The organism is Micromonospora psammae (assembly GCF_036902725.1).
Lineage (GTDB): Bacteria > Actinomycetota > Actinomycetes > Mycobacteriales > Micromonosporaceae > Micromonospora.
In genome coordinates, this window is sequence record NZ_JBAKHM010000025.1 from 47,100 (window position 1) to 67,785 (window position 20,686).

21 protein-coding genes are annotated in these 20,686 nt (G+C 73.5%); 10 read left to right on the forward strand and 11 right to left on the reverse strand.

The genetic code is table 11. From position 1 onward, the window contains the following. Positions 1-2 precede the first annotated feature (2 nt). From fabI to V6U79_RS24550, 3 genes are all read right to left on the reverse strand, one after another. Positions 3-770, reverse strand: a complete 768-nt coding sequence (gene fabI, locus V6U79_RS24540) for an enoyl-ACP reductase FabI (RefSeq protein ID WP_334527393.1) — start codon at positions 768-770, stop codon at positions 3-5. Between the two features lie 24 nt (positions 771-794). Then, positions 795-1,499, reverse strand: coding sequence for a 3-oxoacyl-ACP reductase FabG (gene fabG / locus V6U79_RS24545; RefSeq protein ID WP_334527396.1), 705 nt, complete (start codon positions 1,497-1,499; stop codon positions 795-797). A 264-nt stretch (positions 1,500-1,763) separates the two neighbouring features. After that, positions 1,764-2,069 carry a hypothetical protein gene (locus V6U79_RS24550; RefSeq protein WP_334615976.1) on the reverse strand — a complete coding sequence of 102 codons (306 nt, stop codon included), beginning with the start codon at positions 2,067-2,069 and terminating at the stop codon, positions 1,764-1,766. 266 nt (positions 2,070-2,335) lie between these two features. Between V6U79_RS24550 and V6U79_RS24555 the strand changes: the two genes are divergently transcribed. Both V6U79_RS24555 and V6U79_RS24560 read left to right on the forward strand, forming a co-directional pair. Further along, positions 2,336-2,941, forward strand: a complete 606-nt coding sequence (locus V6U79_RS24555; protein ID WP_334615977.1) for a hypothetical protein — start codon at positions 2,336-2,338, stop codon at positions 2,939-2,941. Positions 2,942-3,117: 176 nt separating this feature from the next. Continuing rightward, entirely contained in the window at positions 3,118-3,276 is a 159-nt protein-coding gene (locus V6U79_RS24560) for a hypothetical protein (RefSeq protein ID WP_334527404.1), read from the forward strand. 45 nt (positions 3,277-3,321) lie between these two features. Here V6U79_RS24560 and V6U79_RS24565 read toward each other — a convergent pair whose 3' ends face one another. The 3 genes from V6U79_RS24565 to V6U79_RS24575 are packed head-to-tail and all read right to left on the reverse strand — an operon-like array spanning position 3,322 to position 6,358. After that, the gene (locus V6U79_RS24565; RefSeq protein WP_334615978.1) at positions 3,322-4,272 is read right to left on the reverse strand and encodes a VWA domain-containing protein; all 951 of its coding nucleotides are present in this window, start codon (positions 4,270-4,272) and stop codon (positions 3,322-3,324) included. Beyond that, on the reverse strand, positions 4,269-5,270 hold the full coding sequence (locus V6U79_RS24570) for a DUF58 domain-containing protein (RefSeq protein WP_334527508.1): 1,002 nt from the start codon (positions 5,268-5,270) through the stop codon (positions 4,269-4,271). The genes V6U79_RS24565 and V6U79_RS24570 overlap by 4 nt, the downstream gene beginning before the upstream one ends. After that, on the reverse strand, positions 5,249-6,358 hold the full coding sequence (locus V6U79_RS24575) for an AAA family ATPase (protein WP_334527410.1): 1,110 nt from the start codon (positions 6,356-6,358) through the stop codon (positions 5,249-5,251). The genes V6U79_RS24570 and V6U79_RS24575 overlap by 22 nt, the downstream gene beginning before the upstream one ends. A 235-nt stretch (positions 6,359-6,593) precedes the next feature. Between V6U79_RS24575 and V6U79_RS24580 the strand changes: the two genes are divergently transcribed. Genes V6U79_RS24580 through V6U79_RS24590 form a run of 3 tightly spaced genes read left to right on the forward strand, consistent with a single transcriptional unit; the run spans position 6,594 to position 8,939 of the window. Continuing rightward, complete coding sequence (locus V6U79_RS24580; protein ID WP_334615979.1) at positions 6,594-6,824, forward strand: hypothetical protein; 231 nt, start codon at positions 6,594-6,596, stop codon at positions 6,822-6,824. A 22-nt stretch (positions 6,825-6,846) separates the two neighbouring features. After that, the gene (locus V6U79_RS24585) at positions 6,847-7,365 is read left to right on the forward strand and encodes a PH domain-containing protein (protein ID WP_334615980.1); all 519 of its coding nucleotides are present in this window, start codon (positions 6,847-6,849) and stop codon (positions 7,363-7,365) included. After that, complete coding sequence (locus tag V6U79_RS24590; protein ID WP_442933819.1) at positions 7,362-8,939, forward strand: PH domain-containing protein; 1,578 nt, start codon at positions 7,362-7,364, stop codon at positions 8,937-8,939. The genes V6U79_RS24585 and V6U79_RS24590 overlap by 4 nt, the downstream gene beginning before the upstream one ends. A gap of 72 nt (positions 8,940-9,011) precedes the next feature. Here the strand turns inward: V6U79_RS24590 and V6U79_RS24595 are convergent, their stop codons facing one another. Further along, positions 9,012-10,082: a phosphatase PAP2 family protein gene (locus V6U79_RS24595; RefSeq protein ID WP_334527419.1), complete on the reverse strand. Its 1,071-nt coding sequence runs from the start codon at positions 10,080-10,082 to the stop codon at positions 9,012-9,014. 135 nt (positions 10,083-10,217) lie between these two features. On the opposite strand from V6U79_RS24595, the gene V6U79_RS24600 reads away from it, so the two are divergent. Both V6U79_RS24600 and V6U79_RS24605 read left to right on the forward strand, forming a co-directional pair. After that, on the forward strand, positions 10,218-10,622 hold the full coding sequence (locus V6U79_RS24600) for a thioesterase family protein (protein WP_334527422.1): 405 nt from the start codon (positions 10,218-10,220) through the stop codon (positions 10,620-10,622). Then, a complete protein-coding gene (locus V6U79_RS24605; protein ID WP_334615981.1) occupies positions 10,619-11,449 on the forward strand; it encodes an MBL fold metallo-hydrolase in 831 nt (276 codons plus the stop codon). The genes V6U79_RS24600 and V6U79_RS24605 overlap by 4 nt, the downstream gene beginning before the upstream one ends. Positions 11,450-11,510: 61 nt before the next feature. On the opposite strand, the gene V6U79_RS24610 is transcribed toward V6U79_RS24605, so the two are convergent. Next, positions 11,511-12,446: a carbohydrate kinase family protein gene (locus V6U79_RS24610; RefSeq protein WP_334615982.1), complete on the reverse strand. Its 936-nt coding sequence runs from the start codon at positions 12,444-12,446 to the stop codon at positions 11,511-11,513. A gap of 324 nt (positions 12,447-12,770) precedes the next feature. Here V6U79_RS24610 and V6U79_RS24615 point away from each other — a divergent pair, with 324 nt between their 5' ends. Further along, positions 12,771-13,889 carry a lytic polysaccharide monooxygenase auxiliary activity family 9 protein gene (locus V6U79_RS24615; RefSeq protein WP_334615983.1) on the forward strand — a complete coding sequence of 373 codons (1,119 nt, stop codon included), beginning with the start codon at positions 12,771-12,773 and terminating at the stop codon, positions 13,887-13,889. 117 nt (positions 13,890-14,006) lie between these two features. On the opposite strand, the gene asnB is transcribed toward V6U79_RS24615, so the two are convergent. Continuing rightward, complete coding sequence (gene asnB / locus V6U79_RS24620; RefSeq protein WP_334527433.1) at positions 14,007-15,968, reverse strand: asparagine synthase (glutamine-hydrolyzing); 1,962 nt, start codon at positions 15,966-15,968, stop codon at positions 14,007-14,009. Positions 15,969-16,125: 157 nt separating this feature from the next. Here asnB and V6U79_RS24625 point away from each other — a divergent pair, with 157 nt between their 5' ends. After that, the gene (locus V6U79_RS24625) at positions 16,126-17,601 is read left to right on the forward strand and encodes an aminopeptidase P family protein (protein WP_334527436.1); all 1,476 of its coding nucleotides are present in this window, start codon (positions 16,126-16,128) and stop codon (positions 17,599-17,601) included. A gap of 677 nt (positions 17,602-18,278) precedes the next feature. Continuing rightward, entirely contained in the window at positions 18,279-18,644 is a 366-nt protein-coding gene (locus tag V6U79_RS24630; RefSeq protein WP_334527439.1) for a hypothetical protein, read from the forward strand. Positions 18,645-18,826: 182 nt separating this feature from the next. Here V6U79_RS24630 and V6U79_RS24635 read toward each other — a convergent pair whose 3' ends face one another. Both V6U79_RS24635 and V6U79_RS24640 read right to left on the reverse strand, forming a co-directional pair. Beyond that, positions 18,827-19,294 carry a class F sortase gene (locus V6U79_RS24635; protein WP_334527441.1) on the reverse strand — a complete coding sequence of 156 codons (468 nt, stop codon included), beginning with the start codon at positions 19,292-19,294 and terminating at the stop codon, positions 18,827-18,829. A 334-nt stretch (positions 19,295-19,628) separates the two neighbouring features. Then, entirely contained in the window at positions 19,629-20,372 is a 744-nt protein-coding gene (locus V6U79_RS24640) for a hypothetical protein (RefSeq protein ID WP_334615984.1), read from the reverse strand. Between the last annotated feature and the right edge of the window lie 314 nt (positions 20,373-20,686).

A 20,686-nucleotide genomic window follows, 5' to 3' on the forward strand; every position in this document is an offset into this window, starting at 1 on the left:
GGTCAGGCGCCGATGGCGTGGTAACCGCCGTCGACGTGGACGATCTCCCCGGTGGTGGCCGGGAACCAGTCCGACAGCAGCGCCAGGCAGGCCCGGGCCGCCGGTTCCTGGTCGGTGAGGCTCCAGCCGAGCGGGGCGCGCTCGGTCCAGGCGTCCTCGAACTGGTCGAAGCCGGGGATGGACTTGGCGGCGATGGTGCGCAGCGGCCCGGCGGCGACCAGGTTGCTGCGGATGCCCTGCTTGCCCAGGTGCAGCGCCAGGTAGCGGGAGGCGGACTCCAGCCCGGCCTTGGCCACGCCCATCCAGTCGTAGACCGGCCACGCCTTGGTGGCGTCGAAGGTGAGGCCGACCACCGCGCCGCCGGCGGACATCAGCGGCAGCGCCGCCATGGCCAGGGACTTGTACGAGTACGTGGAGACCTGCAACGCGGTCGCCACGTCCTCCCACGGCGCGTCGAGGAACCCCCCGCCGAGGCAGCTCTGCGGGGCGAAGCCGATCGAGTGCACCACCCCGTCCAGGCCGTCGACGTGCTCGCGCACCTTGTCGGCCAGGCCGGCGAGCTGCTCCGGGTTGGTCACGTCGAGCTCGATCACCGGCGCCGGCTCGGGCAGCCGCTTGGCGATCCGCTCGACCAGGGAGAGCCGGCCGTAGCCGGTGAGCACGACCTGGGCGCCGTTCTCCTGGGCGAGCTTCGCCACCGAGAAGGCGATCGAGGCGTCGGTGATGACGCCGGTGACCAGCAGCCGCTTACCGGCGAGCAGTCCGGACATTGCAGTTTCCTCCGTCAGATCTTCTCAGTGACCCATGCCGAGGCCGCCGTCGACCGGGATGACGGCGCCGGAGATGTAGCCGGCCGCGTCGGAGGCCAGCCAGGTGACCACCCCGGCGACCTCGGCCGGGTCGGCGAACCGGCCGGCGGGGATGGCCTTGCGGTACTCGGTGCGGCGCTCCTCGGGCAGCGCGGCGGTCATGTCGGTGTCGATGAAGCCGGGCGCGACCACGTTGGCGGTGATGTTGCGGCTGCCCAGCTCACGGGTGATCGAGCGGGCCACGCCCACCAGGCCTGCCTTGCTGGCGGCGTAGTTGACCTGGCCGGCGCCGCCGTACAGCCCGACCACCGAGGAGATGAAGATCATCCGGCCCCACTTCGCCCGGAGCATCTTCGACGAGGCCCGCTTGGCGCAGCGGAAGGCGCCGGTCAGGTTGGTGTCCAGCACCCCGGTGAACTGCTCCTCGGACATCCGCATCAGCAGCGTGTCGTCGGTGATGCCGGCGTTGGCCACCAGCACCTCGACGGGGCCCAGCTCGGCCTCGACGGCGGCGAAGGCGGCGTCGACGGAGGCGGAGTCGGTGACGTCGCACTTCGTGGCGAAGAGCCCCGCCGGGGCCTCGCCGCTGCGGGTCGTCACGGCGACCCGGTCGCCCTGCTCGGCGAAGGCCTGCGCGATGGCCAGGCCGATCCCCCGGTTGCCGCCGGTCACCAGCACGGTACGGGCCACGGGTCCCCCTCTGCTCCTGATCTCTGCGTCGGTCGGAGCCTAGGCGTTACCGACAGGTAAGCGCTAACTCCGACCACGTCACCGCGGGGCCCCGAGCGTCGGATCCGGCCCCACAGCAGGAGCGACGGGGGCCGGCCCACTGGGCCGGCCCCCGCAAGCGGCGGTGTGTCAGTAGGGGTAGGGGGCGTCGTTGCCGTAGTCGAAGTACGAGTCGGCGAAGCCGCCGCTCAGCGAGTTCACGTACCAGCGGCGGACCCGGTTCTCCTAGTTCTCCGCGATTCCCGGCGTGACCGTGCCGTTGCCGTCCCAGTCCGCCGGCACCGGGTAGCTGCCCCGGTTGCCGTACTTGAATTCGAGGTCGTCGACCCCGCCGGTGAGCGAGTTCTTCAGGTACCAGCGGCGCCCGCCCTCCGGGTCGTCCGCCACGATGCCGGGCGTCCAGCTGCCGTTGCCGTCCCAGTCGCCCGGAACCGGCAGCGTGTTGGCGTTGCCGTAGCGGAAGGTGACGTCACCCACGCCCGTGGTGTTGCTGCGCAGGTGCCACCGCCGGGCACCGTCCTCGTTGGGCACGACGCCCGGGGTGAAGGTGCCGTTGCCGTCCCAGTCCCCGGCCAGCGGGACCGTGTCCGCGTCGCCGTAGTTGAAGCTGAGGTCGGCCGTCCCGCCGGAGAGGCTGTTCTTCAGGTGCTGGTGGACCTCGAGGCCGCCCGGCGGATCGACCTGACCACCCTGAGCACCGCCGAGGCCCTCGACCTGTTCGCCGCGGTCGCCCCGGCCGGGCCGGGGCGGAGCCGGCGGCCACCCTGGAGGTCGTCTCGGCCTGCGGTCACCTGCCCTTGACGCTCCGCATCGCCGGGGTACGCCTGGCCACCCGGGCCCGCAGCGCCGTCGCCGACCTGAGTCGTCGCCTGGCCGACCCGCGCCGACGGTTGGACGAGTTGCGGGTGGGTGAGCTGGACCTCCGGGCGGCCCTGCGGCCCAGCGTCGACCAGTTGTCGTCCGCCGCCGCCCGGGCGTTCCGGCTCCTGGCGCTGGCCCCGGCCCGCCCGCTGGCCCTGGGCGCCGCCGCGGCGCTGCTGGACCGGCCTCCGGCCGTCGCGGAGGACGAGCTGCTCCGGCTGGTGGACGTGAGCCTGGTCGGCACCGCCGGGCCCGGCCGCTTCCAGCTGCACGAGCTGATCCGAGCGTACGGGCGGGAGCTCGCCGAGCGGCACGAGTCGGCGCGCGAACGGGCGGCCGCGCTGGCCCGGCTGGCCGCGTCGTCGGGCGCCCGCCCCCGCTCGACGTGCGGCGGGAGAATGTGGCGGCCTGAGCGGTGGAGCCGATCGGCCGAGTGCGCGGGCGCGGGGTCCCCGTTGTACGATGATCGGCGTCTGCGGGCCGGTGTGCGGTCCGCGTTCCGGGCCCCACCGACCGCAGGAGGTGATCGCTGTGCGAGATAGCGATCCTCCCAGTCGTGGCCGGGCCGTCCGTCAGCCCCGCTGAGCCACGACTCAGTCGGCAGAGCTGACCCAGCTCCCGCTCCCCGCACCGCCTCCCGGCCGACCGCCGGGACGGCCGGCCTGCGCCGTTCCGGTCCGGAACGCGCCGCGGCGGAGCACCCCGGTCACGACTTCGTGTGCGCTTCCTGATCCAGCTCTGCGGTCCGCCCCCCGCACGCGGACCGTCCAGTCGCCACCCGGAGCCGTCCATGAGCCGTTACGTCGCCCCGCTGGGCTTCACCCTCGCCGCCGTCTGGGTGGCCGTCATCTTCATGCTGGCCGGCGGCGGTCACTGACCCCCGCCGGGCACCCGGCGTCCCCGGGTGCCCGACACCCGGGCCTCACAGCATCCGGGACGTCCAGAGCAGACTCATCCCGCCCGCGCAGAGCGCCAGCAGCAGGGCCACCCCGGCGTACCACTGGGTGACCTCGCGAGGCTCGGTGCGGAACCCGATCGAGCTCCCCATGTCCTGGTAGACCTGCTTCAGCTCGGCGACCGAGGCCGCCTCGTAGAAGTAGCCCTCGGTGGTCTCGGCCAGCTGCGCCAGCGCCAGCCGGTCCACCGGCACCCGCTGGAGCTGACCGCCGATGTCCACCTGGCCGGAGTCGGTGCCGAAGGCGATGGTGGAGACCGGCACGTTCGCCGCCTGCGCCGCCGCGGCGGCCTCCTCCACCGACCGGCCGGAGGTGCGGAAGCCGTCGGAGAGCAGCACGATCCGGGCCGGCGGGATGCCGGCCGCGCCGTCGGCGGGCACCGAACGGATCGCCTCCAGGCAGGTGAAGACCGCCTCGCCGGTGGCGGTCGCCTCGGCCAGGGTGAGCCCGTCGATGGCGGCGGTCACCGCCGCCCGGTCCTTGGTGGGGGCGACCAGCACGTTGGCCGCCTTCGCGAAGGAGACCAACCCCAGGTTGTAGCTCGCCGGCAGCTCGCCCACGAACTGCTTGGCCGCCTCCTGCGCGGCCTCCAACCGGTTCGGCGCCACGTCGTCGGCCTGCATCGACAGCGAGACGTCGATGGCGAGCATGACGGTCGCCCGTTCCAGCGGCTCCCGGGTGTCCACCGCCGGCCGGGCCATCGCGGTGGCGAGCGCCACCAGGCAGAGCAGGAACGCGGTGGCGGCGGCGTGCCGCCGCCAGCCCAGCCCCTTCGGCGCCAGGGTCCGCAGCAGGTCGACGTTGGTGAACCGCATCGCGTACGCCCGGCGGTGACGCTGCCGCCAGAGGTAGAGCGCGGCCAGGGCGAGCACCGGCAGCAGGGCCAGCAGCCACCACGGTTGCAGAAAACGGATCATCGAGTCGTCCCCCGGGTGCGGGCGTGCCGTTGCGCGGCCACGAAACGCACCATGTCCAACAGCCAGTCTCGGTCGGTACGCAGGCGCAGGTGCCCGGCGCCGGCGGCGCGCAGCTCGGCGGCGATCGCCTCGCGCTGGGCGGCGGCCGCGTCGGCGTACCGCTGGCGCAGCCGGGGATCGGCGGTCTGCACCTCGTGCAGCTCCCCGGTCTCCGGGTCGACCACCGGCAGCACCCCCACGTCCGGCAGCTCCAGCTCGCGCGGGTCGACCACCTCGATCGCCAGCACGTCGTGCCGGACCCGCAGCTTACGCAGCGGCCGACCCCACTGCTGCGGCGGCGCGAGGAAGTCGGAGATCACCACGGCCAGGCCCCGGCGGCGCGGCGGGCGGTTCAGCAGGTCCACCAGCGCGCCGAGGTCGCTGCGGCCCGGACGGACCGGGGTGCCGGCGAGCGCCCGCAGCAGGCCCTGCGCCTCCCGCCGCCCGGGCCGGGCCGGCACCCGGGTCAGCACCCCGGGCCCGGCCGGTGGCGGCGCGCCGCGCCACCGGCCCGCGGGCGGGGCCGGCTCGGCACCGGTGCCGATCACCGCCCCGATCCGGTTGCCGCCCCGGACGGTGAGGTGGGTGAGCGCCGCCGCCGCCGCGATGACCACCTCCCGCTTCAGCCAGCGTCCGGTGCCGAAGTCCAGGCTCGCCGAGAGGTCCACCGCCAGCCAGGTCTCCAGCTCCCGGTCGGCCACCGTACGGCGCACGTGCGGCATGGTCGTCCGGGCGGTGACCGGCCAGTCCATCCGGCGCACGTCGTCACCGGGGCGGTACTCCCGGGACTCCCCCGCCTCGCTGCCGGGCCCCGGCAGCAGCCCGGCGTAGTCGCCCTGGAGCAGGCCGTCGAGTTTGCGGGTGACCAGCAGCTGCAACCGGGACAGCACGGCCTCGGTGCGCTCCCCACCCGCGTCGGCCGGGCGGACGGGAGAGGTCACGGCCGCTGCCCGGGCCAGCCGGCGGCCGGCGGCGCGCTGCCCGGATGCACCGGACCGGCCTGCTGCCGCGGCGCCACCGACGGCAGCGGGATGGTCGACATGACCCGGTGCACCACGTGGTCGGCCGGCACGTCGTCGGCGAGCGCGTCGTAGCTGAGCACCAGCCGGTGCCGGAGGATGTCCGGGGCGATGTCCTGCACGTCCTGCGGCAGGGCGTAGTCCCGGCCGCGCAGCAGGGCCAGCGCCCGGGTCGCCCGGATCAGGCCGAGCGAGGCGCGCGGACTCGCCCCGTACTGGATGAGCCGGGCCACGTCCGGCATGCCGTGCTCGGCGGGGGCCCGGGTGGCGAGCACCAACCGGACGGCGTAGTCGACCAGCGCGTTGTGCACGAAGACCTGGTCGGCCCGGCGCTGGAGGGCGAGCAGGTCGTCGGTGGTGAAGACCTGCGCCGGTTCGGGCGGGGCCACCCCCATCCGGTAGACGATCTCCCGCTCCTCCGCGTCCGTCGGGTACCCGACCACGATCTTCATCAGGAAGCGGTCCCGCTGCGCCTCCGGCAGCGGGTAGACGCCCTCCTGCTCGATCGGGTTCTGGGTCGCCATCACCAGGAACGGGTTGGGCACCCGGTGCGTCTCGCCGCCGATGGAGACCTGCTGCTCGCTCATCACCTCCAGCAGCGCCGACTGCACCTTCGCCGGGGCCCGGTTGATCTCGTCGGCGAGCAGGAAGTTGACGAAGACCGGCCCCAGCTCGACGTCGAACTTCTCGCTGGACTGCCGGTAGATCCGGGTGCCCATGATGTCCGCCGGGACCAGGTCCGGGGTGAACTGCACCCGGGCGAAGTCGCCACCGACCACCTTGGCCAACGTCTCCACGGCCAGCGTCTTGGCCACGCCGGGAACGCCCTCGAGCAGGCAGTGCCCGCGGGCGAGGAGCGCGACGAACATCCGCTCCACCATCCGGTCCTGCCCGACGATGACCCGTTTGATCTCGAACAACGCCCGTTCCAGCAGGCTGGCGTCCTGCGCCGGTGTGATCACCGGCGGGGGTGTCTCCGGGGCCGCCCCGTTCGGTGTCGGGGCGTCGGGCGTGGTCGGCTGGGCCACCGGTCCTCCAGCAAGATCGGTCGTCGCGGCTGGTGCGTGTCAAGACTCGCATGCCCGGCCGAGTGCCGACGCGGGGAGAAGGCGATTTGCGGCGCGACGTCCGGTTGGCCGAATCGCTGAACGAGGGTGGACACGAAGGGGTCCGCAACGTGTACGATTCACCCCGTCGCCGGGCGGCTCCCCCCGTGGCCGCCCGGCGCTCAAGCTTCCGGCACCCCGGCCTAGACTGCCCCGGGTGACCGCTCCCACCCCCGCCGACGAGGCTCCGATCTGTTCGTCCCGTGGGTGCCGCGCTTCCGCCGTCTGGGCGCTGCGCTGGAACAATCCCCGCCTGCACGACCCGGACCGGCGCAAGACCTGGCTGGCCTGCCCGGAGCACCGGGTCTCCCTCGGCGACTTCCTCGACGCGCGGGGCTTCCTGCGCGAGGTCGCTCCCCTGCCCGGATCGCCTACGCTCGAAGGGTGAACGCGCACAGCGGACGTACCCGGTGACCGACCCCGAACCGCCCCGGCCTCCGGTCAGCGCCCTGGAACCCTGGCCGGACACGGTGCGGTGGCAGTCGATCTCGCACGACCTGATCTGGGTGGAGCTGCTCCGGCTCGCGGCCGGACTGGCGGTGCTGCTCACCGGGCTGGGCCTGGGCTGGGCCTTCAGCGGTCACTGGCTCTTCGGCGCGGCGCTCGGCGCGGTGGTGCTGCTCAGCGTCTGGCGGGCGGCGGCGATCGTCCGGGCCGTGCACGCCTGGGGGTACGCCGAGCGGGAGGACGACCTGCTGGTGCGGCACGGGCTGCTGGTCCGCCGACTCTCCATCGTGCCGTACTCGCGGATGCAGTTCGTCGACGTCAGCGCGGGGCCGCTGGAGCGGGCCTTCGACCTGGCCACGGTGCAACTGCACACGGCCGCGGCAGCCAGCGACGCCCGGGTGCCCGGGCTGCGGCCGGCCGAGGCGGCCCGGCTGCGCGACCGGCTCACCGCGCTCGGTGAAGACCGCGCGGAGGGGTTGTGACCGACGGCCGTGGCCCGGTGCCGGCCCGACCCGACACGGGTCCGCAGCCGGTCGGGGCGGAGCCGCCCGCTCCACCGGGCGCGCCGCCGCCGGCACCGGCGGACGCGCGACCACCCGACCCGACCGACGGGCAGCCGCCCGGGCCGGTTGGTCCGGGGCCGTACCGCCCGACGGGCGGGCAGCCGCCGGCACCGATCAACGCCGAGCAGGCCGGGCCGGTCGGCGCGGAGCGCCACGGCCCGACCGGCGGGCAGCCGTCGGGCCCGACCGGCGCGGAGCCGCGACAGCGGCTGCACCCGCTCAGCCCGGTGCTGCACGGCGCCAAGTCCCTGGTGGTGGTGATCGCCGGGCTCTCCTGGTCGACGCTGTCCCGGGTGGGTTTCGGCTGGTTCGCCGCGATGGCGACGGCGCTGGCGCTGGGCGCCACCGTGCTCGCGGTGATCAGCTGGTGGAACACCGGCTACCACATCGTGGGGCGGGAACTGCGGGTGCACGAGGGGCTGCTCTGGCGGCGTACCCGGGCCATCCCGCTGGAACGCCTCCAGGCCGTGGAGGTGGTGCGTCCGCTGCTCGCCCAGCTGACCGGCCTGGCCGAGCTGCGCCTGGAGGTGGTCGGCGGCGGCCGTACCGAGGCGCCGCTGGCGTACCTGAGCGTCGCGGACGCCGAGCTGCTGCGGCACCGGCTGCTCGCGGTCGCCGGCCGGGTGCCCGGCGGGGAGGTCGCCCCGGCCGGTGCGCCGGCGGGGCCGCCGCCGGAGCCGCCCGGTCGGCCCCTGTACGCGGTGCGCAACGCCGACGTGCTGGTCAGCCAGCTGCTCACCCCGCAGGCGTTCCTGCTCCCCTTCGGCGTGGCGTTCGTGGTGATGCAGTTCCTGTCGCGGGGCTCCTGGTCGTTCATCGCGGTGGCCAGCACCCTGACCGCGATGGCGGGTGTCCTCCTGCAACCGGCCCGCCGGGTCCTCGACGACTGGAACTTCCGGCTCGACCGGGAGTCCGACCGGCTCCGGGTCCGCAACGGGCTGCTGGAGACCCGGGTGCAGACCGTGCCGCTGGACCGGGTGCAGACGGTCGGGGTGACCTGGCCGCTGCTCTGGCGGGTGAAGGGCTGGCTGCGGCTGCGGCTGGAGGTGGCCGGCTACTCCGGCGGCGAGCCGGACGATCGCAACCGGCCGGACCGGCTGCTCCCGGTGGGGGACCTGCCCACCGGCGAGGCGATCGTCGCCGAGGTGCTGCCCGGGGTACGGCTGGCGGCGCTGCCGCTGACGCCACCGCCGGAGCGCGCCCGCTGGCGGCGGCCGCTGAGCGTACGGGTGCTCGGCGCGGGGCTGGGCGAGCAGGTCTTCACCGTCCGGTACGGGCTGCTCACCCGCCAGCTGGCGATCGTGCCGTACGCCCGGATCCAGAGCGTGCGGGTGGTGCAGGGGCCGGTGCAGCGGCTGCTGCGGCTGGCGACGGTGCACGCCGACACGGCGGGCGGCGCGGGCGCGGCGGCGTACGACCGCGACCTGTCCGAGGCGTGGGCCCTCGCCGCGGAGCTGACCGCCCGGTCGCACGCGGCCCGGCGTCACCGCTGACCGCGGCCCCGCGCGGGCCGGCGGCGACGAACGTCGCCGGCACCGATCGGGGCCGCCGGGCCGGTGGCCGCCTCAGCGACGGACCGGCGTGGCCGGCTCCCCGGCGGGACGGGACGGGACGGTCTCCTCGACGGGCGCGGTGGCCTCGACGGGGGCCTCCTCGGCGGAGGGGACCTCGGCCGGCGGGCGGCGGCGCGCCTGCCGGGCCGCCCACCACCGCTCGGCCAGCCCGACCACCAGGAAGGTCATCCCCACGTACGCCCAGCCCACCAGCACGTCGATCACGTAGTGCTCGCCGGAGTAGACCAGGGTGAAGGTCATCGCCAGCGGGTACGCCAGCAGCAGCGGCCACCACCGCCTGCGGGCGGCGCGCAGGAAGAACAGCACCACGAAGAGCGCGAACGCGGTGTGCAGCGAGGGCATCGCGGCGACCGGGTTGGACGCGATCTGACCGGCGTTGAGCAGGTTGCCGGCGCCGTGCATGCCGAACGCCTTCCACCCGCGCGTGGAGATCCGGGCCACCTCGGTGAGCAGCCCGTTCTGCGCCGCCCACCAGGGCGGCGCCGCCGGGTAGAGGAAGTAGGTGACCAGCCCGGTGGCGCAGAGGAAGCCCCAGCGCCGCATGAACGCGGCCCACCGCCCCCGGTCCCGCAGCCAGAGCACCGCGGCGGCGGCCAGCGCCACCACGAAGTGCGAGAAGTAGACCCAGCTGACCAGCACGTCCCACCAGTGCACGTCGGGCCGGTAGAGGCGCTCCTGGAGCCAGACGGTCGGCACCTCGCCGCCGGTGGCCCAGCCGAACATGAACCGGTCGGCGACGATCAGCTCGTAGGCGTGCGGGGTCGCCCCGTTGTCGGCGAACCCCCGGGAGAGGTTGTACGCGGCCAGCAGCAGCACCACCGGCACCCAGTCCCGGGCGAAGCGCAGGTGGCTGCGCCACGGCCGGGACGAGTTCCAGGCGACGGTGGCCGCCCAGATCCAGAGGAACGCGTACGCCGGGTCGGTGGGCAGGCCGATCCCGAGCCAGGCGGCGACGAAGGCGACGCCCCAGACCGCCATCGCGGTCACGCGGCGGCGCCCGCCGTCGGGGGACGCGGGGGGTCCGGTCGGGGCGGGGGGCTGGGGGTCAGTCACGACGGCCATCGCGGTCAAGGTTAACGGCGGGCGACGGATCGACCCACGCCGACCACCGTTCCCGGCTCCGCCGCGGCCGTCGAGGGTCGGTGGGTTCGCCGCCGCCGGCGCCCCGGGCCGCCGCGCAACACCTAGGCTGAGCGCATGCAGGAGCAGCCGGACCTTCCCTTCCCGCCCGGGCTGACCGCCCGGGTCGAGCTGACCGTCAGCGACGCCGACACCGCGCAGGCGGTGGGCTCGGGAGACGTGCCGGTGCTGGGCACGCCCCGGGTGCTCGCCCTGGCCGAGGCGGCCACCGTGGCCGCCACCGCCGGCCGGATGCCGGCCGGGTCGACCACCGTGGGGGTCCGGGTCGAGCTGGAGCACCTGGCCGCGACGCCGGTCGGGCGGACGGTGGTGGCGCAGGCCCGGCTGGCCGAGGCCGACGGCCGGCGGCTGGTGTTCGAGGTGACGGTCACCGACGGCGGCGAGCAGGTGGCGCGGGGCCGGGTGGAGCGCGCGCTGGTCCACCGGCAGCGCTTCGTCGAGCGTGCGGTGCGGGCCTCATGACCGCCCGGTTCGTCGAGGTCGCCGACCGGGTCCACGTGCTGCGCGAGCCGCTGCTGGAGGTGAACGTCACACTGGTGGTCGGCGACGGCGAGGCGCTGCTGGTCGACAGCCTCTCCACCGCCGGGCAGGCCGCCGAGCTGGCCGCCGCCGCCCGCGCGGTCACGCCGTACCCGTGGACGGTGGTCAACACCCACCACCACTTCGACCACTGCTTCGGCAACGCCGCCCTCGCCGCCGACCCGCCCCGCCCGGTGTACGCGCACGAGCTGGCCGCCGCCGCGCTGCGCGAGCGACCGGACCGGCTGCGCCGGGAGGCGTACGAGGAGCTGCGGGACGAGCGGCCGGCGCTGGCCGCCGAGGTCGCCGAGACCGTGCTGCTGGCCCCGACGCACACCGTGCACACCGAGACCGTCCTGGAGATCGGGGGCCGGCGGGTGGAGCTGCGCCACCCGGGACGCGGTCACACCGACGGGGATCTGGTGGTGCGGGTGCCCGACGCGGACGTGCTGGTCGCCGGGGACCTGGTGGAGCAGAGCGGGCCGCCGGCCTTCGAGGACTCCTACCCCCTCCAGTGGCCGGAGGCGATCGCCGAGCTGCTGCGGCTCACCACGCCCGCGACGGTCGTCGTGCCCGGGCACGGGGACCCGGTCGACGCCGCCTTCGTCCGGACCCAGCACGCCCAGCTGGTCGAGCTGGCCTGGCTGATCCGGGCCGCGCACACCGCGTCCGCCCCGCCGGAGCGGGTCGCCGCCGACGCCCCCTTCGGCGCCCGCCCCGCCCTCACCGCCGCCCGCCGCGGCTACGCCGAACTGGACGGCACCGCCTGACCCCGGCGATCCCGCACTTTCGGGGCCGACCTACGGCTTCGGCCGGGGCCACCCCGCGGGTTCAGGCTGTGTAGCGGCGGAGGACCTCGGCGCGGGTGGGCATGGAGACGGCGCCGCCGGGTGACTCGCAGACCAGGCCGGCGACCCGCAGCGCGAACGCCACCCGCTCGTGCCACCCGGTCGGCGTGCGGGGCTCGCCGTCGACCAGCAGCTCGGCGATGAGCGCCGCCATCACCGAGTCACCGGCGCCGGTGGCGTCGACCGCGCGCACCTTCGGCGCGGGCACGCGTACCGGATCGGCGCCGGCGGGGGCGACCACCGCGCCGTCCGCGCCGAGGGTGACCACGACCGTGCCCGCGCCCAACTCCCGCAGGTACGCGGCGACCCCCTCGACCGGCTCGCGGGGATAGAGCAGCTCGGCGTCGGCGGCGCTGAGCTTGACCAGGTGCGCCCCGGCGGCGAACTCGGCGACCACCTCCCGGAGCCCGTCCAGCGCCGCCGGGCCGTCGAGCAGCCGGGGACGGACGTTCGGGTCGAAGACCCGCAGGCCGGGACTGAGCGACCAGGCCCGGCGGGCGGCGGCCAGCGCCGGCGGGCAGAGCAGCACGATCGAACCGCAGTAGACCACGTCGGCGCCCTCGACCAGGGCGAGGTCCAGGTCGTCGGCGGTGAGCAGCCCGTAGGAGGGCGGGTCGCCGTAGAAGCGGAAGTCCGGTTCGGGGCCGGCGTGGGTGGTCACCGCGAGGGTGGTGGCGGCGCCCACGGTGACCGCGCCGGCCAGCCCCACCCCGGCGTCGCGCAGGAAGGCCCGGATCCGGTCGGCCAGCACGTCGTCGCCGAGCGAGCCGACGAACTGCGCCGCGCCGCCGAGCCGGGACACCCCGACCGCGACGTTCAGCGGGCCCCCGCCGATCTCCTGCCGGAACACGGGCCGCCCCTCGCACTCGCCGTCGAGCAGGTCGACCAGCGCCTCGCCGAGCACCACCGCGTATCCCACGTCGCCTCCACTTCACCGAACCTGTCGGTCCAGGTTGGCACAGTGCCCGCCCCGGCACGCCACCGTCCCCTCATATCGAGGCTCACCTATTGCATCGATCTTCGGGCCGTGGTGGGATGACGCTGCCGGACGGGCGCGGGGGCTGCCGCGCTCACCGGCCAGGGTGGGAGCCGACGCGAGGGGCACCGGTCCGCCGGACGCGGACCGCAGGCGGCGCGCGTCCCCCTTCAGAGATCCGGGGCCCGCCGCGACGCCGCGCTCGTCGCATCCGCTCGTCACAGCGGGGCCGGCCGTGCCGCCCGCCCCGCGGGTCAGGAGAACCCCGTGATCCGTTCCCGTACGGCCGCGTTGCTCACCGCGGCCGCCACCCTCACCCTCGGCGCGGTCGCGCTGACGTCCGGCCCCGAGCCGGCCGCCGCGCACGGCGCCGCGATGACCCCGGGCAGCCGGACCTACCTGTGCTGGAAGGACGGTCTCACCGCCACCGGGGAGATCAAGCCGGTCAACCCGGCCTGCTCGGCCGCGGTGGCGCAGAGCGGCGCCAACTCCCTCTACAACTGGTTCAGCGTGCTCCGCTCGGACGCCGGCGGCCGGACCGTCGGCTTCATCCCGGACGGCAGGCTGTGCAGTGGCGGCAACCCCGGCTTCGCCGGGTACGACCTGGCCCGCACCGACTGGCCGCTGACCCACCTGACCGCCGGCGCCCGACTGGACTTCCGGTACAGCAACTGGGCCCACCACCCGGGCACCTTCTACTTCTACGTGACGAAGGACAGCTGGAGCCCGACCCGGCCGCTGGCCTGGAGCGACCTCGAGGAGCAGCCGTTCCTGACGGTCACCAACCCGCCGCAGCGTGGCGCGGTGGGCACCAACGACGGGCACTACTACTTCAGCGGCAACCTGCCGTCGGGCAAGAGCGGGCGGCACATCGTCTACTCGCGCTGGGTCCGCTCGGACAGCCAGGAGAACTTCTTCGGCTGCTCGGACGTCACCTTCGACGGCGGCAACGGCGAGGTGACCGGGGTCGGTTCCGGCGGCACCCCGCCGCCGAGCCCCACCACGCCGCCGCCCACCCCCACCACGCCGCCGCCGAGCCCGACGACACCCCCGCCGAGCCCGACCACACCGCCGCCGCACGGCGGTGACTGCATGGCCGTCTACAAGGTGGTCAGCGCCTGGCCCGGCGGGTTCCAGGGCGAGGTCATGATCATGAACCACAGCACCCGGACGTACGGCGGCTGGACGGCCACCTGGACCTGGCCCAGCGGTCAGCAGATCAGCAATCTCTGGAACGGCACCGCGAGCACGGCCGGCTCGGCGGTCACCGTGGCCAACGCGGCGTGGAACGGCACGATCGCCCCGGAGGGCACCACCACCTTCGGCTTCACCGCCACCACCACCGGCGCCAACACCCTGCCCACCGTCACCTGCACCGGTCGCTGACAGACCCTCGACACCGCTGAAACGATCAAGAGGTTTGCGTCACCGGAGCGGACTCCGGCCGACGCAAACCTCTTGATCACCAGCAGTGGGCGCGCTGGGCGCGCGGGCGCGTGGACGTCAGCGGACCATGCTGCCGACCACGGGCTTGGTGAGCAGGGCGGACTGGTTGCGCTGGATGCCCGGGTCGAGGGTCTTGGCGACGAAGATGGCGTGCCAGACGCAGAAGATCAGCACGGTCCACACCTTGCGGGAGTGGTCCGCCTCCTCCCGCTTGTGCTCGTCCAGCAGCCGCAGCGCGTACGACAGGTCGATCAGGTCGCCCGCGCCGGAGGTGGCGATGACGTGCCGGGCCCACTCGTACATCTCGCCGCGCAGCCAGACCCGGGTGGGGGTCGGGAAGCCGAGCTTCTTCCGGTTGACGATCGCCGGCGGGACCACACCCTGGAGCGCCTGGCGCATGGCGTACTTGGTGGCGTCGGAGCGCGGCGGGAGCTTCAGGTCCACCGGGATCTTCGCCGCCACGTCGAAGACCTCGCGGTCCAGGAACGGCACCCGGACCTCCAGCGAGTGGGACATCGAGATCCGGTCGGCCTTGACCAGGATGTCGCCGCGCAGCCAGGTGTAGAGGTCGACGTACTGCATCTTGGTGACGTCGTCGAGCTCGGTGCACTCGGCGTAGATCGGCGCGGTGACGTCGGTGTAGCGCACCGCCGGGTCGTACCGGCGCAGCAGGTGCTGCTTCTCCTCCTCGGTGAACATCCGGGCGTTGCCGTAGTAGCGCTCCTCGATCGGGGTGGTGCCGCGCTCCAGGAAGCTCTTGCCCTTGACGCCCTGCGGGATCGCCTTGGAGACCGCCCGCAGCCCCTTCTGCACCCCGCCCGGCAGGCCGTTGACCGCCCCGAGGGAGAGCGGCTCCCGGTAGATCGTGTAGCCGCCGAAGAACTCGTCGGCGCCCTCACCGGAGAGCACCACGGTGACGTGCTCGGCGGCCTTCTTGGCCACGAAGTAGAGCGGCACCAGCGCCGGGTCGGCCACCGGGTCGTCGAGGTGCCAGACGATCTTCGGGAGCGCCTCGATCATGTCCTGCGGCCCGATCTTGGTCGGGATGGTGGTCACGTCGAGGTGCCGCGCCGAGTCCTGCGCGACGTCGATCTCCGAGTAGCCGGGCACGTCGTACCCGACGGTGAAGGTGAGGATGTTCGGGTTGAACTCGCGGGCCAGGGCCACCACGGCGGTCGAGTCGATGCCGCTGGACAGGAACGAGCCCACCGGCACGTCCGAGCGCATGTGCATGCGCACGCTCTCCCGCAGCGTCTCCCGGATCTCGTGGTAGAGCTTCTGCTCGTCGGGGACCGGGGCGGGGCGGAACACCGGGCGGTACCACCGGCGCACGTCGAGCCGGCCGCCCGGCGACCAGGTCAGGTACTCACCCGAGCCGATCCGGCTGATCCCCCGGTGCAGCGTGCCCGGCTCCGGGACGTACTGGAGGGTGAGGTAGTGGCTCAGGTTGGCCGTGTCGATGCCGGCGTCGCCCTGGTAGTAGGAGTGCGCGAAGGGCAGCAGCGCCTTCTTCTCCGAGGCGAGGTAGAGGCCGTCCTGGGTCTCCAGGTAGTGCAGCGGCTTGATGCCGAAGTAGTCCCGGGCACCGAACGCGCGGCGCTCCTGCCGGTCCCAGATGACGAAGGCGAACATGCCGCGCAGCCGGGTGAGCACCTGCTCGCCCCAGTAGTGGTAGCCGGCGACGATCACCTCGCCGTCGCCAGCCGTGGCGAACTGGGCGCCGTAGCTGCGTACCAGTTCGTCGCGCAGCTCGATGTAGTTGTAGATCTCACCGTTGAAGGTGAGCAGGTAGCGGCCGTCCGCGTAGGGCAGCGGCTCGTGGCTGGACGCCACGTCGATGATCGCCAGACGCTTGTGCGCGAACACGCCGTCCGCGTACCGGCCGGAGGCGTCCCCGACCACCTCGACCCCGGTCTCGTCCGGGCCGCGGTGGTGCAGGCATTCCAACGCCCCGGCGATGTTGTCGCGGTGAGCGGCGGCGTCGCCGCGCGCACTGAAGAAGGCCAGGAGTCCGCACATGGTGGTCATCTTTTCACGCGCCCCATTCGGACGTTGTGGCACCGCTGGCTCTTTCCCTCTACACCCTGCCGAGGTGGCCGTCGGGGCACCGCAGGCACTCCTTGCCCGCAGACGCGCGGTACCGTCTGGACCAGCGACGAGGCGGAGGGAGCGGTCCATGACCGAGGAACGTGGCAAGCCGGCGGACGGCACCGAATCGCACGACCCGGACTTTCCGGAGGCCTTCCTGGCCTTCATGCGCCAGGGCTGGCGGGACACGACCCTGCCGGTCGGGCCCCGCCCGGAGGTGCCGAACTACGCCAAGCGGCGGGCCGCGCTCTCCGCGGCGTTCCCGGGCGAGACGCTGGTCGTCCCCACCGGCGGCGAGAAGGTACGCGCCAACGACACCGACCACCCCTTCCGGCCGGGCAGCGACTTCGCGTACCTGACCGGTGACCACGACCCGGACAGCGTGCTGGTGCTCCGGCCGAACGGCTCCGGGCACGACGCCACGCTGTACATGCGGCCGCGGTCGTCCCGGCAGACCGACGAGTTCTTCCGCAGCCGGCACGGCGAGCTGTGGGTGGGCCGTCGGCACACCCTGGCGGAGAAGTCGACCGAGCTGGGCCTGCCCACCGAGGACCTGACCGAGCTGGACGCGGCGCTGGCCGGGCTGGCGCCGGGGCGGACCCGGGTGTTGCGCGGTTTCGACGCCCGGGTGGACGCGGCCGTGCGCCCCTGGGACGGCGCCCGTGCGGAGGGGCAGCCGGCCCGCGACCGCGAGCTGGCGATCGCGATCTCCGAGCTGAAGCTGGTCAAGGACGAGTGGGAGATCGCCCAGCTCCAGCAGGCCGTGGACGCGACCGTACGCGGCTTCGAGGACGTCGCCCGGGCGCTGCCGGCCGACCGGAGCGTCTCCGAGCGGCTGCTGGAGGGGATCTTCGCGCTGCGCGCCCGGCACGACGGCAACGACGTCGGGTACGGCTCGATCGTCGGCGCCGGTGAGCACGCCACGATCCTGCACTGGGTGCACAACCACGGTGCCACCCGTCCGGGCGAGCTGCTGCTGATGGACATGGGGGTGGAGAACCGCCACCTCTACACCGCCGACGTGACCCGGGTGCTGCCGGTCGACGGGCGGTTCACCCCGTTGCAGCGCCAGGTCTACGACGCGGTGTACGCCGCCCAGCAGGCCGGCATCGACGTCATCAAGCCGGGGGTGGCGTTCCGGGACGTGCACCAGACCTCGATGCGTGTGCTCGCCGAGGCGCTGAAGGACCTCGGCCTGCTGCCGGTGAGCGTGGACGAGGCGATGGACCCGGCCTCGACGATCTACCGCCGGTGGACCCTGCACGGCACCAGCCACATGCTCGGCATCGACGTGCACGACTGCGCGAACGCCCGCAAGGAGCACTACCGCGACGGCGCGCTGGGTGAGGGCTACGTGCTGACCGTGGAGCCCGGTCTCTACTTCCAGCCGGAGGACGAGCTGGTCCCCGAGGAACTGCGCGGCATCGGCGTCCGGATCGAGGACGACATCCTGGTCACCGCGACCGGCTCGGTGAACCTCTCGGCCGGGCTGCCGCGCCGCTCCGACGAGGTGGAGACCTGGCTGGCCGAGCAGCGCGAGGCGGGTCCGCGGCTGCCGGGCTGAGTCGAAGGTACGACCGCCGCGGCGGGCCCGCCGCCGGGTGCGACGTTCCGACGTCTGTCGCCCCGGCGCGGGATCCGTCGGCGTCTGAGTCCCGGCTCCCTTCGTTCCCCCGCGGGCCGGGCGTCCCGTCGGTGTCCACCACGGGATGCCTGCCGGCTTTTCTCGGATTCGTCCGTGTCGCCGACGGTTCTTCCCTACCGTGGTTTTCGGAGGTCGCAAGCGATCCCCCGGTCGGCCCCAAGGCGCGCTCGCGTCCGGTCCGCCCCCGGCGGGCGACGACCCGATCGCCGCCGGGGCCGCCGAGGCCGGCACGGGCCACCCCCGGACCCATGTTCGGCTGCTCCGAGGCGACGGGTGAGCGGCTGATCCACATAAACGGGCTGGGCTCCGGCACCGCATGGTGCCAGGGGCCCTCCCCTTTTTCCGCCGCCTGACGGCGCGGTCCTGGGCCCGGGTCCGGGTCACTTGCCGCTTGGAGGGGCATCGTGGGCAGACGCCACGAGTCGTCCCAGACCCGGCCGCACCCGGTTCGGATAGGCCTGAGGCGCAGAAAGCAGGCTTATAGCAGGTGAAGGTTACCCTGCGGCCGAAACCCGGAAGCCGCTCCGATCGAACGTGAAACCTCCTAACGTTTGGCGTGGCTCGTCTTCCAGAGCCGACCGGAAGGGAGAGGGAACATGTCGAAGAGGTTTCTGGCCAAGCTCGCCGGTGGGGTCGCCCTGGGCAGCGCCGCCCTGCTGCTCAGCGCCCCCACCGCCGCGCTCGCCGCGTCCGACGACGACTACAAGTACCGGGTGTCGGACCGCGACGGGGTCGTCTGCGGAAACAACGACCAGTTCAACAAGGTGATCGTCGCCAACATCATCAGCGGCAACGACATCGAGGACAGCGACGTGGAATTCAACCAGCGCGCAGAGGCTGACGCGGACAACGACAGCCGTCAGGCCAGGGTCATCTGCTTCCGTGACGTCGACGTGGAGGTGGACGTGGACCGGCGGGGCCGGGGCCCGCTCCAGCCGCTCGAGGGTCTTCGCGGCGAGTGACGAGGGCGTGTGCTCCGACACCGGCACCGGTGCTGTGACGGCGGCCGAAGCCGGCCGGGTGGACAGGAGCGCCAGCGGCACGTCACGGTTCCCCGTGGCGTGCCGCTGGTCCCGTCCTGGCCGTCCGTAGCCTCCGCTCGCATGACCCGGAATCTCGGGCGGAGCACCTCGCGCCTCCGGTCTCAGGTGGCCCGGCCCGCGGCCAGGGTCGCGAAGACCACGATGTTGTCCTTGTACGCCTTCGCCGCCTTGTCGTAGGCGCCACCGCAGGTGATCACCCGAAGCTGCGCCTTGTCGGTGTGCTGGTAGACCTCAGCAGGAACTTTGCTCTTCGGGTAGCGGGCCACCCCGTCGACGGTGAAGCGGGCCTTCTTGCCGTCCTTGCGGAGCACCTCGATGGTGTCGCCCTTTTTCAGCGCGCCCAGCCGGAAGAAGACCGCCCGCCCGGTGACGCGGGAGTCGACGTGGCCGACCACCACCGCCGTCCCCGCCTCGCCGGGGCTCGGGCCCAGCTTGTACCACCCGGCCGTTTTGGGCTGTTCCGGTGGCGGGACCGCGATCTGCTGGTGCCGGTCCAGCCCGAGAGCGGTCGTCGGCGCGTCGACACCGATCCGCGGGATCCTGATGCGGCTGGGTTGCGACCGCGGCATCCCGGGCGACGTCGGTGCGGGGCGGGTCGCGGCGGACCCGCGGTCGTCGCCGCGATGACCGCGAGCACCCGGAGCCTCACCGACGGCCGCCCCCGGGGCCGGCGACGTGTGGGCTCCGCTCGGCGTCGGGCCCGGTGTGGCAGATCCGTCGGCCACCGAAGGGGGCAGGAACGACGGTGCGGCCGCGGGGTCGGGCTGTGGCGGCGGGACCGGATCGGGAGCCGTCACCGCGAGCCCGACGAGTCCACCACCGGTGAGCGTGATCAGGACGAACAGCGCGAGGCCAGCGGCACGCCACGGGAAACCGTGGCGGCCGCTGACACTCCTGGCCGCATCAGGCGACGGTGCCATTGGCGGACCGTCGGCGCAGCAGCGCGAGACCACCGAGCACGCCCACGCCCATCATGCCGGCACCGGTAGCCGTCAAAGCACCGGTGTTGCTGTCGGCGAACGCGCCACCGTCACCGGCCGCGACGCCCCCTGCCCTCGGCAGCACCCATGCCCCGTCCGGACCCGCGTACGCGCCGCCCGCTGCGGGGAGGCGGCCGGCACGCTGGCCCGTCGGGGAGGCAAGCCCGCCGAGGCCGGCCTGGGCCATCCTGAGGATGTCGTCGAGCAGCTCCGTCTCCACGTTGACGTCCACGTCGAGGTCACGGATGCAGACGACGAGGGCCCGGGCCCCGGTGTTCGTCGCCGAGCCGGCCGCGTTCTGGTTGAAGACGACGACGCTGTCCGTGATGGTGTTGTCGCTGACGATGTTCTGGACCCTCAGCTCGTTGGCCTGCTCGTTGGTCGCGCAGATGACCCCGTTGCCCTTCTTGTCGCGCAGCTTGAACGTCTTGGGCTTGTCGTCCTTCTTCTTCGACTTCTCCCCCTTGGAGTTCTCCCCCTTGGAGTCCTCCCCCTTGGAGTCCTCCCCCTTGGAGTCCTCCCCCTTGGAGTCCTCTCCCTGGTTCGAGGGCTGGGGATCCTTGCCCGGGTCGGTCGCGGCGAGCGCGCTGGCGGGTGCGGCGAGCACCACGGCCACGCTGCCCAGGACCAATCCACCGGCGAGCTTGGTCAAAAACCTCTTCGACATGTTCCTCACTCCCTTCTGGTCGGCTCAGCGGAGAGCCACGACGAACGTTAGGTTGTTTCATGCCGGATCGGAAGTTTTTCCGGATTTCTCTGCTCGTGCGTATCTGGTGCGATAGAAAAGCCTTTCAGGATCCGTGTGAGCGAAAGTCCGGTTCGACCTCTTCCGACGTGATCGTCCTCTGCCGTCCCCGCCCGGAGGACCACCCGCATGGGTGAGGAGATCCGCCAACGTGTGGTGCCAGGGCCGGATGGGAGGACAGCCGGGGGCGTCCCGCCCCACCGCTTCGGCTGATCACCCTCGAGTGACGTAACGGG